This window comes from Otoolea muris (assembly GCF_943193115.1).
Classification (GTDB): Bacteria; Bacillota; Clostridia; order Lachnospirales; family Lachnospiraceae; genus Otoolea; species Otoolea muris.
In genome coordinates, this window is the sequence record NZ_CALPCY010000007.1 from 100230 (window position 1) to 117216 (window position 16987).

The following is a 16987-nucleotide window of genomic DNA, read 5'->3' on the forward strand; positions in this document are numbered from 1 at the left end:
TTCTCACGCGCCTCCAAAAAATCCCGGCGTGGACAGATACCGTTCCCCGGTATCCGGCAAAAGCGCCACGATCATCTTTCCTTTATGTTCCGGCTGTTTCGCGAGCCGGATCGCCGCCCAGAGCGCCGCGCCGGAGGAAATGCCGGCCAGCACTCCCTCTTTTTTTGCAAGCGTTCGCCCTGCCGCATACGCGTCCTCACTCTCCACAGCGATCACCTCGTCATACACGTCCGTATCGAGAATCTCCGGGACAAAGCCGGCCCCGATCCCCTGAATCTTATGCGCGCCCGCTATCCCTTTACTGAGCGCCGGCGAATCCGCCGGTTCCACGGCCACAACCCTGACCGCCGGCTTTTTGCTCTTTAAATACGAACCTGCGCCGGTGATCGTGCCTCCCGTGCCTACGCCGGCCACAAACATATCCACCCTGCCGTCCGTATCCTCCCATATCTCCGGCCCGGTCGTCGCGCGGTGCGCCGCCGGATTGGCCGGGTTCACAAACTGCCCCGGTATAAAGCTTCCCGGAATCTCCTTAGCCAGCTCATCCGCCTTTTCAATCGCGCCCTTCATGCCCTTTGCGCCCTCAGTCAGCACCAGCTCAGCCCCGTAAGCCTTCATAAGCCGCCTGCGCTCCTCGCTCATCGTCTCCGGCATCACAATGATCACCCTGTATCCTCTGGCCGCCGCCACAGACGCCAGCCCGATCCCGGTATTTCCCGATGTCGGCTCAATAATCACAGAGCCCTTCTTCAAAATCCCTCTCTCCTCAGCGTCGTCCAACATCGCCTTCGCCACCCGGTCCTTTGCGGAACCCCCCGGATTAAAGCCCTCCAGCTTCACCAGAAGCCTGGCCGCAAGCCCTTCTGATCTCTCAATATTCGTGAGCTCCAAAAGCGGCGTCCTGCCAATCAGATCATCGACAGATGTATAAATCATTCCCATATTCCTGCGCTTCCTTTCGTCAAAGATTGTGCTTCAAACGCATTATAACTCGCCTTCCCGGGTTTGTCAAAAGCGCTCTGTTTTCACGCCCGCCAATCACGCAGCCGGAGGCAGACAGCAGACGCCCCCGGATCCAGTCTCCAAACCGGCGCCGGGGGCGTTTCTTTTTAAGCAATTTCTATGTACAGCCTGCTTTCACAAATTATATTACATCGCTTCTCTAATCTTAAACTGCTTCACCAGGTTCTTCAGCATCTGAGCCTGCCCTGACATCTCCTCGCTGGCAGCCGCGCTCTCCTCCGAAGTGGCGGAATTGGTCTGAACCACGCTGGAAATCTGATCGATTCCCTGCGTCACCTGCTCTAAAGACGCCGCCTGTTCCTGCGAGGCTTTGGAAATCTTATGCACCAGTTTGGCCGATTCCTCGGAGGAAAGGACGATGCGCTCCATGGACGCCGCCGTCTCGTTTGCTATGCCGGCCCCTTCCTGTACGGAATGAACCGTCGCCTCAATGAGCGCCGCCGTATTCTTGGAGGCTTCCGCGGACTTGCTGGCTAAATTGCGGACCTCATCCGCCACCACGGCAAAGCCCTTTCCCGCCGAACCGGCGCGGGCCGCCTCGACCGCCGCGTTGAGGGCCAGAATATTGGTCTGGAAGGCAATATCCTCGATCGTCTTGATAATCTTACTGATTTCAGAAGACGAATTGTTAATCTGATCCATGGCGGAAGTCATCTGCTCCATCTGCTTTTTGCCAAGCTCCAGCTCTGATACGGTCGTCAAAGCCTGCTCGCTGGCCAGCTTTGCATTTTCCGCATTGCTCGCCACATGGCTGTGAATCTCACTGATGGTAGCCGCCAGCTCCTCCACGGACGAAGCCTGTTCCATGGTTCCCTGGGAGAGGGCCTGAGCGCCGCTCGCCACCTGCTCGGAACCGCTCGCCACCTGCTCGGCGCTCATGTTCAGATTCCGGAACGTATTATTCAGCGTATGGATCGTGCGCTGGAAGGACTCCTTGATGGGGGCAAAATCACCCGCATACTCCATATTCATCTCCAGGCTGAGATTGCCCTTGTCAAGCTCTGCCAGGCATGACGATATATCCCCGATGTAATTGCGCCACGTCTGCACCGTCTTTGACAGCGCCCGCGTCAGATCGCCGATCTCATCCTCTGCCTCGAATATCTCCACATCCGCTTTCAGATCGCCCAGGCTGAGCTTGGTCAGACGCTCAGATGCCTGCTCAATAGGATCCGACATTTTTTTGGCTATCGCTGAAATGATCACAATGCCAAAGACAAACACGGCCAGGCCGGCAACGCTCATAAGGAGTATCGCCAGGTTGCTGGATCGGTTGCAGGCGTTCAGCTCATCCTCGATGATAGGCAGCATATCTTCCTCATAATTTCCTGTTCCGATATACCAGCCATAAGGCTCAAACTTCTGGATAAAGCCCCGTTTCGCTTTGGCCTCGGATTCCCCGGGCTTTGCGAAATAAAAATCAATGAAGCCGCCGCCCGGCTTATCACCGGCGGCAATGGTATCCCGCACAAAATAATTTCCCTTTTCATCCTGCGAATTATAGCGGTTGGTTCCTTCCACCTCGGGCTTAATATGCACCGCATTTGTCCCGTCCGCCATGTCCGCCCAAAAATAGCCGGCGCCGTTGTTATATCTGGCAGTACGCACAATATACTTGGCATTTTCCAAAGCCTCTTCCTCTGTTACCAGTCCGCTCTGATACTTGTCATATTCCGCCTGCAGCACCCCGATCATGCACTCTACCTGGCTCCGGATGATCTGATCCAGTTTTTCCTTCTCGGCTTCAATCGTTTTGCCGTATGCGCTCTTCAGAGACAGATACGACAAAAAGGACAGCAAAAATACGGCTGCAAAGGTAAGCATACCTATACTTAAAATCAATTTCCCACGCAGTTTCAGCTTCATAAAAAAGTTTCCCCCTTATTACATAATGTACTCTCGGAATCTCGCTGTGCCTGATTTTGTGAGATGATTTTTTGTCAGATGTGCACAAATTTATGAGGCGTACGTGGAGCGTACGTTGATTAAATTTGGGTGCATCTGGCGGAAAATCAGCCGCAAAAGCAGACGCAGAGAGATTCCGAGAGTACATCATATTACCCTTAATCATTTTTCGACAAAAACAGGTGTAGAATAGATGCTGGTTTCATTATAAGCCATAATATTCAAAAAGTCCATGGCGCACAGTCACTTTTGTCATAAATTTCTGACTTGTCAGAAATTTTTCCGGCTGGCCGGAGTATGGGCGTATTGCCCCAGTCAGCGCTCAATTTGTCATATATAAGGAGAAAGGCGTGCACAGGAGAAGCGTCCGACAGCATACGCCAGCCGCTTCCCATGCCCGTCATTTTATTTAAATCGTTTCGTCTCTTTCATCACCGGGCGCAGAAAATAAAATGCCCGAGCCTTGTCTCAAACAGCAGGCTGCAGGGATAGCGGGTCATAAAATCCCTGCGGAACTCGTCTCTGGTCAGCAGCTCCTCACCGGAAATCCGGTATTCGGCATCGGATTTAAACATCTTTCCCAGGTGATGGAAAAACTGTTCCAGAATCTGCACGGAAGCGTGCCTGACCATCTCAGTCTGCTTCAGGGCGGACAGCCCCAGCATCAGGCCGACGTTATGGCGCGCCAGGTGCTCTTCAACTCCCAGGAGAAGCTGTATCTTCCCTCCATGAACAATGTCATAGCACAGACGGTAATAATATCCGTTCCGGATGCTCTTCCCCTTATATTCCGCGTTGACAAGCTCTGCATCTAAATGGAACACATCCCGCATCGCATGGTTCACCGCACGGGATACCACCTCTGTATCCGGCAGCTCCTCATAAACCTTCCTGGTAACTACATTCCCTGTAATCGCCTGATCCTCTGTCATGATATGGCCGGTCAGCCACCCGAGCAGAACGCCCAGATAGCGATGTACCGCCTGCTTCGCGTATTCTGATGTCTCCAGTTCCTTTTTCAGAGAAACCAGTGTGATGTCCCTGAATTGATCGTGTATTCTTTTATGCTTTGCGTATCCCTCATATCCTACGGAACGCATGTACGCTTCTTCCTCCGAAAAATGTGTCATCGTGTAATCTTCTAAAAATTCAATACTTTCCTCACACGCAGTCCGGCAGTTCGGCTTATATTCGACAAGATCCATCAGCCTTTCCACCATATGAAACAGCCGGGCATGCGCCCGGTCCACTACCTCGACGCCTATATTCAGCGTCTCATTCCACAGCAATTTCTTCATGGCCTGCATACCCCTTCCCGTTTTATTTTCTGTTTCCTGTAGGAGACTTAGTCAACAACCCCACTGCAAGCAACGGGGCGTCAAACTTGCAGCGCTGCAGAGCAGCGGGTATTTGACCCTCGCGGCAGTCGCCAAATGCGCATGCAAGCATGCCCGCTTGGCTCGTTGCCCGCGGGAATAAAAATCGCTTTGTCTTTTGTCTATTCATAATATATTCCGGAAAAAGACATGCGTGAACAGGCACAGCCGCCTGACATAATAATCGGGCAGGCCGAAGACGTCCGGCCTGCCCGAAAGAAATTCACTTGTTACCGCTGAGGAACTGCATAGTTTCCATTATTCATGTATCTCAATGGGAAGCCCGTCCGGATCGTGAAAGAAGGTCATCCGTTTCCCGGTAAATTCATCCACCCTCACCGGCTCGCAGGCGATTCCCTTTTCTGCGAGCTGCGCGGCAGCCTCCCCGACATCCTCCACATAAAAGGCAAGGTGGCGCAGCCCCTGGGCCTCCGGATAGGAAGCCCTGGGCGGGCAGCCCTTGATGATGAACAGCTCAATCTCCTGCTCCCCGCATTTCAGATCGATCTTATAATCATCCCGTTCCTCCCTGTAATTCTCCCTTACCACCTCAAAGCCCAGAAGATCCACATAAAAATGCTTTGTCTTTTCATAGCTGCTTCCTATAATCGCAATGTGATGTATTTTATTGAAATTCATGAATATCCCTCCATATTTGCAGCCGTTCAGACAATCCTGAACGGTCACCCATATCTGCGTCTGTTCAGATCATCTGAGCCCATGCCTGCATACAGCATCCATCAGATCCGGACGGACGCTTACTCCCAGTTCATCCTCCCATACCGCTTTGTGACAGCCAGTATCTCCTCCTTCAGTTCCTCCGAAAGCTCGCTCTGCGTAAGCCTCCACCTCCAGTTGATCCCCACCGTGGACGGCTTATTGATACGGCATGCATTATCATACCCCAGGTAATCCTGCAGCGGGATGATGCACGTCTTCGCATTGCTGCGCATCGCCAGGGCGACAAAGGATTTATAGAGCAGCTTTTCCGGCGTAAAATGGTCGCACAGGTAATCCCGGGCCATCTGCCGCTCCTCCTCTGTGATGGATGTAAACCACCCGGCGATTGTCTCATTGTCATGCGTCCCGGTGTAGGCCACGCAGTTTTCCGTATAATTATGCGGCATATAGTCATTGGCCGATCCCGAATCCCTGGCGTCAAAGGCAAACTCCAGGACCTTCATTCCCGGGAATCCGCTTTCCCTTACCAGGCGGCGGACCGAATCCGTCACATAGCCGAGATCCTCTGCGATCACCTCATGCCAGCCCAGCCGCTGCTCCACGGCGCGAAACAGCTCCATCCCGGGCCCCGGCTCCCAATGCCCCTCCTTTGCCGATTCCGCGCCGCAGGGGATGGAATAATATTCGTCAAAGCCGCGGAAATGATCGATCCGCACCACATCGTACAGCTTAAAGCAGTATTCCAGCCGCGAAATCCACCACGCATAACCGGTCGCGCGGTGGTAATCCCAGCGGTACAGGGGATTTCCCCAGAGCTGGCCGTCCGCGGAAAAGCCGTCCGGCGGGCAGCCCGCCACGGCGCAGGGCATATTATGTTCATCAAGCTGAAACAGCTCCGGATGCGCCCAGGCGTCCGCGCTGTCCATTGCCACATAAATGGGAATGTCGCCGATCAACTGAATCCCTTTCCCATTGGCATATGCCTTTAACGCATACCATTGTTCAAAAAATTTGAACTGCATATATTTTTGGAATTCGATATCAAAGTACAATTCCTTCCGGTAATAGTCCAGCGCAAAGCCCCAGCGCAGGCGGATATCCTCCGCCCACTCTGTCCAGCAGACGCCGCCGAAGCGCTCCTTGACCGCCATGAACAGGGCATAATCTGAAAGCCACCAGTCATTTTCCTCTGCAAAACGCAGATACGACGGATTCTCCGTAACCCGGCTGCGCTCATAGGCCACGCGGAGCAGGGGGTAGCGCTTCCTGTAAAGCGTCTCATAATCTATATCATCTGCCCTGCTCCCGAAATCCGCGCCCCCGCATTCCTCTTCTGTCAGGACTCCCTCTGAAACCAGCGCCTCCAGGCTGATAAAATAGGGATTCCCGGCAAAGGTGGAAAACGACTGGTACGGGGAATCGCCGTAGCTGGTCGGGCCAAGCGGCAGGATCTGCCAGTAGGTCTGCCCCGCCTCCTTTAGCCAGTCAATAAAATCATACGCACTCTGCGAAAAACAGCCGATGCCATACCTCGACGGCAGGCTGGTAATGGGAAGCAAAATACCCGCAGCCCGTTTCATGTCTCATTCCTCCTCTTATCTCAATCATAATGCCAAAGCAATCTATGTTTATGCAACACAATGCGCGCTCAATCTTTATTTGCATTCTGTTGCGTTATTTTTACGCAACACAACTATACATCCTCCACAAATAAAATACAACACCATTTTGCCTGTCCTCTGTATTTTCTACACATTGCATAAAATTTTCACTGCTGCTTTGTGCAAGTATTCCACTATTTCCATAAATACGTATCCTTTCCTTTTCTAATAAGACCCGTATCCGTATTGAGTCAACACCCCCGCTGCAAGCAACGGGGCGTCAAACTTGCAGCGCTGCAGAGCAGCGGGGTATTTGACACTCGCGGCAGCCGCCAAATGTGCATGCAGGCATGCCCGCTTGGCTCGTTGCTCGCGGGAATAATCTCCTCCTGTGCAAAAATCTGTCCGATATCTGCTCCGGCAGGAGACGGATTCCGGCAGCCTTCCCACATTTCCCTTTAACATAGGCCGCAGTTTACCATAAGAAACACCCGCAAATTGACATTTTCCCGGTTATTACTTATAATAATAGCCAACCACAACATTTTCAGCAATTTTCGGAAAAAGGAGTGCAATTTATGGCGGTTACAATCCGGGATGTCGCCGCGCTGGCCGGCGTATCCCCTTCCACGGTCTCCAGAACCTGCAAGGATCACCCTTCTATCAGCAGAGAAACCAAAGAAAAAGTGCGCCAGGCCATGGCCCAACTGGGCTATGAGCCTAACGTCCACCCCGCCGCCCCGGCCGGGCAGACGCCGCAGCTTATCAGCATTATCCTTCCCCCCTCGTCCAGGGATGTCTATGAAAATTCCTTCTATCTGGAGGCTGTCCGGGGCGTGAGCCAGTTCTGCAACGGGCGCGGCTACACCAGCGTCGTTGTCACGGGACAGGACGACGAGGAACTTTTGGGGGCTATCCGCACCCTATCAAAGGATGAACGCATGGGCGGCTTTATCGTCCTCTACTCCAGGCAGGACGACGCCGTGATTGATTATCTCTATAATGAGGGACTCCTCTATGTCCTGATCGGAAAGGCCAGACAGTTTGTAAACCAGACCATTTATATTGACAATGACAACCTCCTGGCCGGACAGGAGGCTACGGAATATCTCTTTTCACTCGGACACCGCCGGATTGCTTTTGTGGGGAGCGGATCGAATATGTATTTTTCCGCCGAACGCAGGGCAGGCTACCGTCTGGCTTTAAGCAGGCATGGTATCAGGCAGAATCCTGCCTACTGCATGGAAATCGCCGGTCCCTCCAGAGAAAGCGCGCAGGCTTTCCAGGCTTTGCTCGGGCAGGACGAGCCTCCCACCGCCGTGGTCGCCAGCGACGATATTCTGGCCGTCGCCCTGGAACAGGCGTGCGCCAGGAGAGGGCTCTCCATACCGGATGATCTGTCCATTGTATCCTTTAATAACTCCCTTTTTGCCCGCATCACCTCCCCGCAGCTTACTTCCATTGACATAAATTCCCTGCAGTTGGGCATAGAGGCCGCCTCCCAGCTCATTAATCACATAGAAAACCCGAATCTGCTGGCCACCAAAATTATCGTCCCCCACTCGCTCATTGTGCGGGAGAGCTGCAAAAAACTATAGAGGCAGATATGAGGGCTGCCACAGAAGCCAAGCCATATGCAGGCCGGCAGTTGCCAGACAGCCTGAAATCTTTTTAAAAGGAGTTTTATACGTTATGTTATGGTTAGAGGAACTGATTGAAGCGTACGCAGACGAATACCGGAGCGAGAGCAAAAAGCGCAGGAAAAATGCCCGGCGCCCCGGCGATTACAAAAACCGGCTTTCCAGGCTTTATACAGCCCTAAAGCGCTCAAAGGAGCATCAGATGACCACCCGGCATCTCGAGGACTACCACCGCCAGGTAAAAAATCTGTCCTATTTCGCCTTCCGCTCCCAGGACGCGGCAGTCATCGGGCAGATCTGCGGACAGATCCTTCCGGAGCTCGCGCGCCTTGACCTGGCTCTGTTTCTGCCCGGACAGAGAGAGCATCTCAGCCGCGATTTCCTGGATTATATGAAAACCGAGCAGTCCGGCGAAATCTGCTCCAGGCCGTTAATCGAACTGTATCAGGCGTACAGGCATTATGTAATCCAGTATAAGATCATGGATCTCGTCCCCTCCCGCCCGGAGATGGAATTCCCGGAGACCATGGCCATGAACCGCCGCTTCATCCTTCATGTGGGCCCCACAAACAGCGGGAAAACCTTCCACGCCCTTGAACGGCTGAAAGAAGCCTCCTGCGGCGTCTACTTAGGGCCCCTGCGGCTCCTGGCCTTAGAGGTGTATGAGCGGATGCTGGAATTTCATGTCCCCTGCACCATGCTGACCGGGCAGGAATGCATCGCCTCCGAACACAGCCGGGTGACTGCCTCTACCATCGAAATGGCGGATTTTACGGCGGACTACGATATTGCGGTCATCGACGAAGCCCAGATGGCCGCGGATCCGGACCGGGGCCACTGTTGGACCAGGGCCCTTCTGGGCATAAAAGCGCGGGAAATCCATGTCTGCATGAGTCCCGCCGCCGAGCCGGTCGTCCGTCATTTAATCAGCCTGTGCGGGGATTCCTCTGAGATCCGCCGTTACGAGCGCAAAACAGAGCTCCTGTGTGAGGATCAGCCCTTTTCCTTTCCGGACGATGTGCGCCCCGGCGACGCCCTGGTGGTATTTTCCAAAAAAGCCGTCCTGGATATAGCCGGACGCCTCGAGGAACACGGAATCCGCGCCAGCGTCATCTACGGAAGCCTCCCGCCGGAGATACGCCGCCGGCAGATGCGCCTCTTCACCAGCCGCAAGACAAATGTGGTGGTGGCCACGGATGCGATCGGCATGGGCTTAAATCTCCCTGTCCGCCGCATTGTGTTCATCCAGACCGAAAAATTCGACGGCAACTGCCAGAGGGGCCTGTCCGTGCCGGAGATCCGGCAGATCTCCGGGCGCGCCGGCCGCTACGGCATCTTTAACACCGGCTACGTCACCGCCATGGGAGCCGATTCCCTGGCCTATATCAAAGAGCGTTTTAACGCCCCGGAAGCCCCGATCCGCATCGTCAGCCTCGGCTTCCCTCAGATCCTCTTAAACCTCGAGGAACCGCTGGACGTGCTTTTACAGGTCTGGAAATCTGTTGAGCCGTCGCCGCCATTTGAAAAAATCAACATCGAAGAGCCGCTGGCCCTCTATGCCCAGGCAGAACGCCATAAGGAGGACATCTACGGGTTTGAGGACAAGAGGATACTGTACCGCATGATTACCTGCCCGATAGACGTCAAGGACTGGCAGGTGGTGTCCCAGTGGCTTGACTACTGCAAAAACTATCCCGCCTCCCCCTCCCTGTGCCACCCGGATCGCAATTCCGGCAGCAAAAAGGGGATACAGAAGTTTGAGACGTATTATAAAAAGCTGGATCTGTATTATCAGTTCTCCCATCGGTTTGGGAAAATCATTGATGAGGCGTGGCTTCATAAGGAGCGGGAAAAGACGGAGGCGGCGATTATGCAGCTTTTGTCAAAAGGGAAAAAGAGTTATATTTCAAGGTGTCAGTATTGCGGGCGGATGCTTCCGGTGGGGTATGGGTATCGGATTTGTGAGCGTTGCAGGGGGCGTTGAAACAGGGGATTATTGGAAACTTTATTTAATGTAAGCTAATATTAAATATTGTTTTGTATTTATTATATGCAAAATATAATTTTAAATATATGGTTAATTTAAATCTGAAACGAGATATTTTGCCATGATATCGGCTATATAAATTGATGGCAAAACGGCCAAAATGGCTTGAAAAGCATTCGTTTCTATTGTTAGTGTGATTATTCGTAAATAGGCCGCCAGGAACAGGCCATATATCCAACGGAACCGCGCTCTCGCTCAGTGAAAAGCGCAGCGGACACTAAGCTCGAAAAGACCTCGCTAAGTGCCGGCGGTTTTCAATGGGTTCCTTATGGATATATGGCCTGTTCCTGGCTACGTGACTGGCGGGCCATATGATGTTATGGCTATAGTCGTACTAAATGTTACCAATTGTAGGCATAGAGGGCTGTGGCAAACATATGAGGGCTGTAAAATTTACGATATGACTTGGCCCTACGTTTCATTGGGGATTAGATTATACGCCTACTCTCTCCCATAATCAGGATATCCGTTACCCTGAAGATCCATGGCCAGATGGCGCATGCGCTCTTTATCCGTATCCTTTTTTAACTTCTGTCCTGCGCCGCATTCATAGCAGCCGTGAGGTATCGTTTTAATCTCTTCCTGATCTTTTGCTTTTCTCATCCAGTCGCTTCCTCCTTTCGCGTTCCTTCCCGAATAGTGTCTCCGTATATACAGGAGTTCATAATAGGAAACGAATGGCTGATAGATTGTCTGTTTTTATCGATTCGGCTCAATTGAGAGCAGGATGAAACTATGCGTTCTTCTTTCTGTTGCGTTGAGCTATGGAGCATCTAAATGCCTTGAGCATTGCAGGAGACAGCTCAGGAGAATCTTCATCAAATTGAATTTCCCGCTTTGCCGCCGCCCTGACTTCCTCCAACTGCTCCTGCGTAGGAGTCTGACCATTTTTAATTGTAAAAATTTTGGTCATAGTAAAACCTCCGTTCACTTTCCGTTGCCAATCTTGCAGAGATTAACCGGATATTTTCTTACGCTCGGTAAATACAACGAACAGCAAATTGCCAACCATACCAATTGCAACATAACGGTCTTCCTTCATACTATGCTCAAAATCATACATCTCTATGATATCAAACAAACGTATTAACAAGGCTTTTGGCAGGATGAGGCCAGGTTCCAGGCCCGCTGATAACGTAGCTGTCGCCAGCTCCTGTATCCATAAGGAACCCGTAGAAAACCGCCGGCGCTTAGCGAGGTCTTTTCGAGCTTAGCGTCCGCTACGCTTTTCTCCGAGCGGAAGCGGGGTTTCTGTTGGATACAGGAGCTGTCGACGGCGGCCTCCCCGCGATAGTCCTAACATGCCAGCGCGCCAAATGAGCTGTACAGATGGCATGATTGATTTTTCAGCCACGCCCTAAAAAAGCGCTTCCTCCACCTCAATCCTCGCGCTCACCATCTCCTCCCCGCCGCCCCCGCTCAGACGCTTTGCGCGCAGGTACTGCATCCCATTGCGTAGTCCCGCCGCGATCAAATGAATCACATATATATTGTCAAACCGGTTATAGATCGACTCCCCTCCCAGCCCGGTTAAACACAAAAGCTGCGTATTCGTCTTTCTGGCCATATCCATCAGCGGTATCAGCAGATGGGAGGCGTTTGTCTGGGCAAACGGGTTGTCCATCACCAGAACTTTTCCCTCGTTTTTCTCTGCAAATATATCGCTTTCATCCTTGCGCATGTAGTCAAGGAGGCTTGACAGGATCACGAACGCGGACAGGAAGCCTTCTCCCCCGGAGTTTCTGGAAACCTCGGCCCAGGTGATGGGATATTCGCGGTGCTCCTCGATTTTGAATAAATGGATCTGCACGTTTCCGAGCCCGATCGCTGTGTCGTACAGATTCCTGGTTGTGATGCGGGTTCCGAAATATTCCTGGGCATTTTCTCCCTTTTCAAACAGGGCTACGCCCCTGTGAGTTACCTCGTCCAGAAGATCCTGCATCCTCATGTGGTAGAGTTCGGCGTTGTCCTCCCACGCCGGGATCTGCAGCCTGAGCATTTTTACAGGGCGGCTGCGGACCGTGATCGTTGAATTTTTGTCAATCCGGCCCATATGCCGATGGACCTCATGGACGTATTCCTCCAGAATATCTACCAGACGGTCCCGCTCCTTTTCCACGATGGAAATGTCCACCTCCAGCTTTTCAATCAGGCTGTCATAGGATGCGATCGTGGTGTCAAGCTGTTCCAGCGCCAGGGAAACCTCGCCTGTCAGCTCCAGCATGGATTCCAGGGGCTTCCGGTAAAAATCGTCCTGGAACTCGTCTCTGCGGATCATCCGGTTTAAGGCCGCGGTCAGGCGCTCCCTGCCCTCCTGGAGCGCTTTGAGGAGATGATGGTAATCGCGGATCAGGATTCCTTTAAAATCCCTTAAGCCTTTTGCGGACAGCTCTGCGATGTCTGTGTCCCAGCTTATTTCCTCCCGCGCGGGGAGCGCGTCGTATTCGGCCAGGGCGGTCAGGATCTCGCCAAAGCATGTAAGGCGCTCTGAAAGCGCCGCCCGCTCTGTTTCCTTCTCCCGCTCCAGATACGAGAGCTTCTGTATCCGGGCGTCAAAGTCCTGGCTTTGTATCTCCTCTCTGGGAAGGGCGGCGGACTGGCCGCATTCCCGCTCCATCCGGCTCTGCACATCCTTTATCTCATTTGCCGCGACCGCCGTATGCTTATCCTCCTGTCCCCACAGCGCTTCCTTTTCGCGGATTGTCTTTTCGCGCTCTTTAAGGAGCGCTTCCTGATGGCTCTCCTCCTCACGGCTGTAGCGGATCGCCTCCCACGCGCCGTCGGGAAGGCTGTATTTCTCCTGCAGGCGCTGTAAGGCTTTTTCTGCCTTTAAAAAACGCTCCAGACTCTTTTTACTCTGCCGCTCCAGCTCCCTTTGTTCCATGGAAAAGCCGGCTGTGATTGCCTCAAACCGCGCCTCCATTTCATGAATCCGCTCTTCTGAATCCGCTTTGGGGGATGCGTCGGCGTCTTTATGCCCGGCCGCCTCTGTCTGTACGCCGTTTTCACCTTCGCCTCCCTCTTCCTCCTTAAGCCGCCTGTCTCCTCCCTTTTCCTCTTCCTCCTTAAGCTGCCTGTCTCCTCCCTTTTCCTCTTCCTCCTTAAGCTGCCTGTCTCCTCCCTTTTCCTCTTCCTCCTCAGGCCGTCTGTCGTCCCCTCCTTTTTCCTCTTCCTCCCCCGGCCCGCCGCAGCCCTCGTAGCGGCAGAGGCGCTCTTTTAAGCGTTCGCTCTCCCGGTTCAGCAAATGGGATTCGGAGTCCAGTGTCCTGGCCTCTTCCTTTAAGCGTTCCAGGCGCTCTCCCGACAGTTTTTGCTGTTCCTCCAGACGTCTGCGCTTTTGTCTGAGCGCCTCCAGCGCTTTTTTATCCTCCTCATAGCGGGCAAAGGCGCTGCAAAGACGGTCAAAGTCCTCCATCCTCCTGTTCTGCCGGCTGATGTTCTCGCCGCACAGGCGGATCCCGTTCTCCAGGCGCCCAATCCCGGCCTTTTCCTCTGTCAGCGCGGCGCGCTGCTGTATGAGGGCTTCCCGGAGCCCGGCAAGTGATTCCCGCAGGGTTTCCAGCTCTTTTTCCGTCTCTTTCCACACCTGCTCCGTCACGCTCTGGGCGCGCAGGCGTTCCTGGCGCTCCATATACTCCCGGTGCTCCCTTTTGCGGACGGCGGCCGCCTCCTCCTTTTTCCGGATCTGGCGTTCCTTTTCCTCTGTCAGGCGCTCAACCTCCTCCTCATTCAAGAGGCCCTCGTTAAACAGCACATAAAAGCTGACGCTCTGGCATGGAATGAGAGGGCCCTGTCCCTCCCGCCCCGGCTGTTCAAGCTGCCCTCGCTCAATGATGGGGATCGGGAAGGAGGTGAACATGCCCCCCAGCCCTGTTTTCAGCCCTGCAATCTCCTGCCTGGTCATAATCAGGGCATAGGGGAGGAAGGGATTGTTCTGTATCAGCTCCCGGTTTTTGCTCTCCCCGTACCCGTTTTTCTTAAGCCACTCCATCCCGTAGACCAGATGGATCCCCGCGTCGGCAAATGCCTGTTTCATTTCCTGTGAAAGCTCCGGGCACTCTCCGCTTATCAGGCGCTTAAGCTCTGTCTCCAGCCCATCCCTCTCCCGTTCCAGGCCGCGCCACAGGGCCTCGATCTCCAAAAGCCGGCGCTCCGACGCATTCAGAATCCCTTCTCTGTCAAACAGATGCTTTTCCTCCAGATCCAGATACTTCATGATCACGCGCCGCGCGGAGAGCTCCTCCTCATACTGCGCCTTCCTCCTCTCCTGCTCGGAGAGCGCTGCTGTACGGCGGAGCTGCTCTTCCTTTCTGTCTTCCAGATCGCGTTCCAGCTTCCTCACCAGCTCCCTTGAGGCATCAAGCTTCTTTTTTAAGTCCGCCCGTTCGCGCGCCGACGCCTGAAGCTCCTTTTCATACTCGCCGCGGCGGATCTCAAGAAGGCCCGGCGGGTATTCGCCCAGCATGTTCCGGGCCAGGCTTTCCCCGTAACGGCCGTTAAATTCCCGCTCCGACGCGTCAAAGCTCTCCACGCGGCTTTCAAGCGCCCCCTGCCCCGACGCGGCCTCAAGGGCTTTTTCCATGAGCCGGGAAAGCCGTTCCTGCTCGGATCCGGTCCGCTCTGCGTTCTCTTTTCTCTTATCGCGGTTTTGTGTAAGAAGGCTCTCCGCGCGATCCCATTCCTGCCGGTAATACCGCCGCAGGCTGCGGCCCAGGCTCATCCGCTCCGGCTCCAGATCCGCGTTCCTTCTGGCGCACAGCTCCAGGCGCGAAGCCGCAAAATCGCGCTCGCGCCGCTCCTCCTCGACCGTCTCCTGCTGCCCCGCGCACGACAGGAGGTGAAGCCTGCGCGTGATACGCGCGGCCTCCCGCTCAAGCGCCTCCCGCTCGATCCCGTACATATCCCGGTTTCCCATATGGAACCGCTTTTTATCCTCCAGCTCATGGATCCTGCGCGACAGCTTTTCGTACTGAACGCGCATCATCTCATCACGGATTCCCTGTAATTCCTGCTCAAGCCCTTCGTCCGCGTCCTCAAAACGCTTCCTCTGGCGCTCCATTTCCCGGATAAAGCAGGCGATCCGGTTCTCCTGCGACGAAACCTCCTCCCCGGCCTTCTGGTACGCCAGCGCCCCGGCCCGCACGGTCTGGGCCTCTTCCTCAAACAGGCGGATCGTATCGCGGCGTTTGATCTTCGAGCGGTTGTCCTTATAAAGCCCCGCATACTTGCCCACAAGCTCCTGGAACTCCTTTACGCGGCTTTTGTCCTTATTCAGCTTATTCTCAATGGCGTACAGAAACCATTTCTCCACAAGCCCCTTTTCATCCTTACAGTCGAGAAACAGCTCGGACAGCCCCGATTCCTTGAGATTGATCCGCTTAATGATATTTTCCCATTCCTTATAATGGATCCGGTATTCCAACAGCCTGTCAAAATACTGCCTGGACTGGGCAGGCTGGTTCATATCATAATAATAAAATTTCATCCCGCGATCCTGCTTATAGCTCTCAAAAAGCTGGCGGCAGGCGCCAAAGCCGAGAAGCGCAACCTCTTTTTTCCGCTTTTCCACCACGGGGAGATGGCGCAGATCCTGGATGCAGGGCTCTTGGTATTCGCTGATCAGGGACGTGATCTCCAGCTCCTCATCCGTCTCCCCGCCTGTCTCCTGGCTCCGCCGGATCATCAGGCCCGCCGTCACATATCCAGCGCCGTCGTCCAGCGCCCACTCAACCAGTATAAAGGACGGCTTTGCGGAGGTGAAATAGTCCGCAAACGCGCGATCCTTCATGTCGCGGTAGCGCTTATGGACAAAAGGCGCAAGAAGCATCTGCACCAGCACGCTCTTTCCGCCTCCGTTGCGCAGCGAAAGCAGGGTGCTCTCGCCGCCAAGCTCAAAGCACTCGTCGCTGATACGGATCGAATTGTGGTTATAATTCACATTAATCAGGCGAATTGCTTGTATTTTACTCATCCTCCCGCACCCCCAGCACCTTAAAAATGCGCTTCACATGATTCTGGTTCAGCAGATTCCAATCCATAAAATGATCCAGCTTTCTCGTTGTTTTAATCATCTCATCCTGTTCCACATACTCAATCAGGCCCTGCTTTTGCAGAAACAGCAGGATGCCGTGCAGAAAGCCCTCCTTGGTCGTGCGGGCGCGCGAGCCCTTTTCATCGGACTTAAGGGATTCATACGCCTGATACAGCGCGGCAAAATCAATCCCCGCCCGGGCGGCCTCCTCCTGGCCTTCATACTCCGCCCCCTCTTTTAAACGTGCGGAGATACAGTTCTGCAACTCTCCCACGCGCATATACTCCCTGGACTTACTGCTGCTGCCCTGCCCGTCAAAAAACTCCGTTAAAAGCGTCAGGATCACAAACTGGGACAGGTAATAATCGCGGTCCACCGCCCCGGAGCGGCAGAGCGCGGCCTTAAGCTGCGCCTTGGAAAACCCGAGGAAATCATTCTCCTCCTTTGGAATCAGGTAGATCACATCCCCATACCGCTCAATATTGCTGCGCGCAATCTCCCCCTGTGACTTGACGAGGTTCTGCACCTCCTCCCGCTCCGCATAAGCCTTATAAAGCGCCGCCTCCTTCTCCTCCCGCAGCTCGTGATGCTCCAGAAGATAGTAAAAAATTTCCTGGCTCAGCCGGATCTCCTCCATCTCGTATGCCATCGCCTCCCCCTCCCTTCTCTGTTTATGTACTCCA

Annotated in this window: 11 protein-coding genes; 2 read left to right on the plus strand and 9 right to left on the minus strand. The window is 53.9% G+C overall.

Annotation, left to right across the window (positions count from 1 at the left end):
• Positions 1–3: 3 nt before the first annotated feature.
• The 5 genes from cysK to malQ form a co-directional block, all read right to left on the minus strand.
• Entirely contained in the window at positions 4–942 is a 939-nt protein-coding gene (cysK, locus tag NFS31_RS06675) for a cysteine synthase A (protein WP_251492824.1), read from the minus strand.
• A 207-nt stretch (positions 943–1149) separates the two neighbouring features.
• Complete coding sequence (locus NFS31_RS06680) at positions 1150–2889, minus strand: methyl-accepting chemotaxis protein (protein WP_251492826.1); 1740 nt, start codon at positions 2887–2889, stop codon at positions 1150–1152.
• Between the two features lie 470 nt (positions 2890–3359).
• Positions 3360–4226: a bacteriohemerythrin gene (locus NFS31_RS06685; RefSeq protein WP_251492828.1), complete on the minus strand. Its 867-nt coding sequence runs from the start codon at positions 4224–4226 to the stop codon at positions 3360–3362.
• Positions 4227–4562: 336 nt separating this feature from the next.
• On the minus strand, positions 4563–4943 hold the full coding sequence (gloA2, locus tag NFS31_RS06690; RefSeq protein WP_251492829.1) for an SMU1112c/YaeR family gloxylase I-like metalloprotein: 381 nt from the start codon (positions 4941–4943) through the stop codon (positions 4563–4565).
• 119 nt (positions 4944–5062) lie between these two features.
• Positions 5063–6565 (minus strand): 4-alpha-glucanotransferase, encoded by a 1503-nt coding sequence (gene malQ / locus NFS31_RS06695; RefSeq protein WP_251492831.1) that lies wholly within the window; start codon positions 6563–6565, stop codon positions 5063–5065.
• A 599-nt stretch (positions 6566–7164) separates the two neighbouring features.
• Between malQ and NFS31_RS06700 the strand changes: the two genes are divergently transcribed.
• Positions 7165–8184: a LacI family DNA-binding transcriptional regulator gene (locus NFS31_RS06700; protein WP_251492833.1), complete on the plus strand. Its 1020-nt coding sequence runs from the start codon at positions 7165–7167 to the stop codon at positions 8182–8184.
• Positions 8185–8278: 94 nt separating this feature from the next.
• Complete coding sequence (locus NFS31_RS06705) at positions 8279–10210, plus strand: SUV3 family DEAD/DEAH box RNA helicase (RefSeq protein WP_251492835.1); 1932 nt, start codon at positions 8279–8281, stop codon at positions 10208–10210.
• A 504-nt stretch (positions 10211–10714) separates the two neighbouring features.
• Here the strand turns inward: NFS31_RS06705 and NFS31_RS06710 are convergent.
• From NFS31_RS06710 to NFS31_RS06725, 4 genes are all read right to left on the minus strand, one after another.
• On the minus strand, positions 10715–10876 hold the full coding sequence (locus NFS31_RS06710; protein ID WP_251492836.1) for a hypothetical protein: 162 nt from the start codon (positions 10874–10876) through the stop codon (positions 10715–10717).
• Between the two features lie 130 nt (positions 10877–11006).
• The gene (locus NFS31_RS06715; protein ID WP_251492837.1) at positions 11007–11186 is read right to left on the minus strand and encodes a hypothetical protein; all 180 of its coding nucleotides are present in this window, start codon (positions 11184–11186) and stop codon (positions 11007–11009) included.
• A 444-nt stretch (positions 11187–11630) separates the two neighbouring features.
• Positions 11631–16244 carry a hypothetical protein gene (locus NFS31_RS06720; protein ID WP_251492839.1) on the minus strand — a complete coding sequence of 1538 codons (4614 nt, stop codon included), beginning with the start codon at positions 16242–16244 and terminating at the stop codon, positions 11631–11633.
• Positions 16237–16953 (minus strand): DUF6063 family protein, encoded by a 717-nt coding sequence (locus tag NFS31_RS06725; protein ID WP_251492841.1) that lies wholly within the window; start codon positions 16951–16953, stop codon positions 16237–16239. Before NFS31_RS06725 ends, NFS31_RS06720 begins: the two co-directional genes overlap by 8 nt.
• Positions 16954–16987: the final 34 nt, after the last annotated feature.

Excerpts from the sequence above, each read along its gene's own strand:
- malQ (WP_251492831.1), bottom strand. The coding sequence starts at position 6,565 with ATGAAACGGGCTGCGGGTATTTTGCTTCCCATTACCAGCCTGCCGTCG.
- NFS31_RS06720 (WP_251492839.1), bottom strand. The coding sequence starts at position 16,244 with ATGAGTAAAATACAAGCAATTCGCCTGATTAATGTGAATTATAACCAC.
- NFS31_RS06715 (WP_251492837.1), bottom strand. The coding sequence starts at position 11,186 with ATGACCAAAATTTTTACAATTAAAAATGGTCAGACTCCTACGCAGGAG.
- gloA2 (WP_251492829.1), bottom strand. The coding sequence starts at position 4,943 with ATGAATTTCAATAAAATACATCACATTGCGATTATAGGAAGCAGCTAT.
- NFS31_RS06700 (WP_251492833.1), top strand. The coding sequence starts at position 7,165 with ATGGCGGTTACAATCCGGGATGTCGCCGCGCTGGCCGGCGTATCCCCT.
- cysK (WP_251492824.1), bottom strand. The coding sequence starts at position 942 with ATGGGAATGATTTATACATCTGTCGATGATCTGATTGGCAGGACGCCG.
- NFS31_RS06710 (WP_251492836.1), bottom strand. The coding sequence starts at position 10,876 with ATGAGAAAAGCAAAAGATCAGGAAGAGATTAAAACGATACCTCACGGC.
- NFS31_RS06705 (WP_251492835.1), top strand. The coding sequence starts at position 8,279 with ATGTTATGGTTAGAGGAACTGATTGAAGCGTACGCAGACGAATACCGG.
- NFS31_RS06725 (WP_251492841.1), bottom strand. The coding sequence starts at position 16,953 with ATGGCATACGAGATGGAGGAGATCCGGCTGAGCCAGGAAATTTTTTAC.
- NFS31_RS06685 (WP_251492828.1), bottom strand. The coding sequence starts at position 4,226 with ATGAAGAAATTGCTGTGGAATGAGACGCTGAATATAGGCGTCGAGGTA.
- NFS31_RS06680 (WP_251492826.1), bottom strand. The coding sequence starts at position 2,889 with ATGAAGCTGAAACTGCGTGGGAAATTGATTTTAAGTATAGGTATGCTT.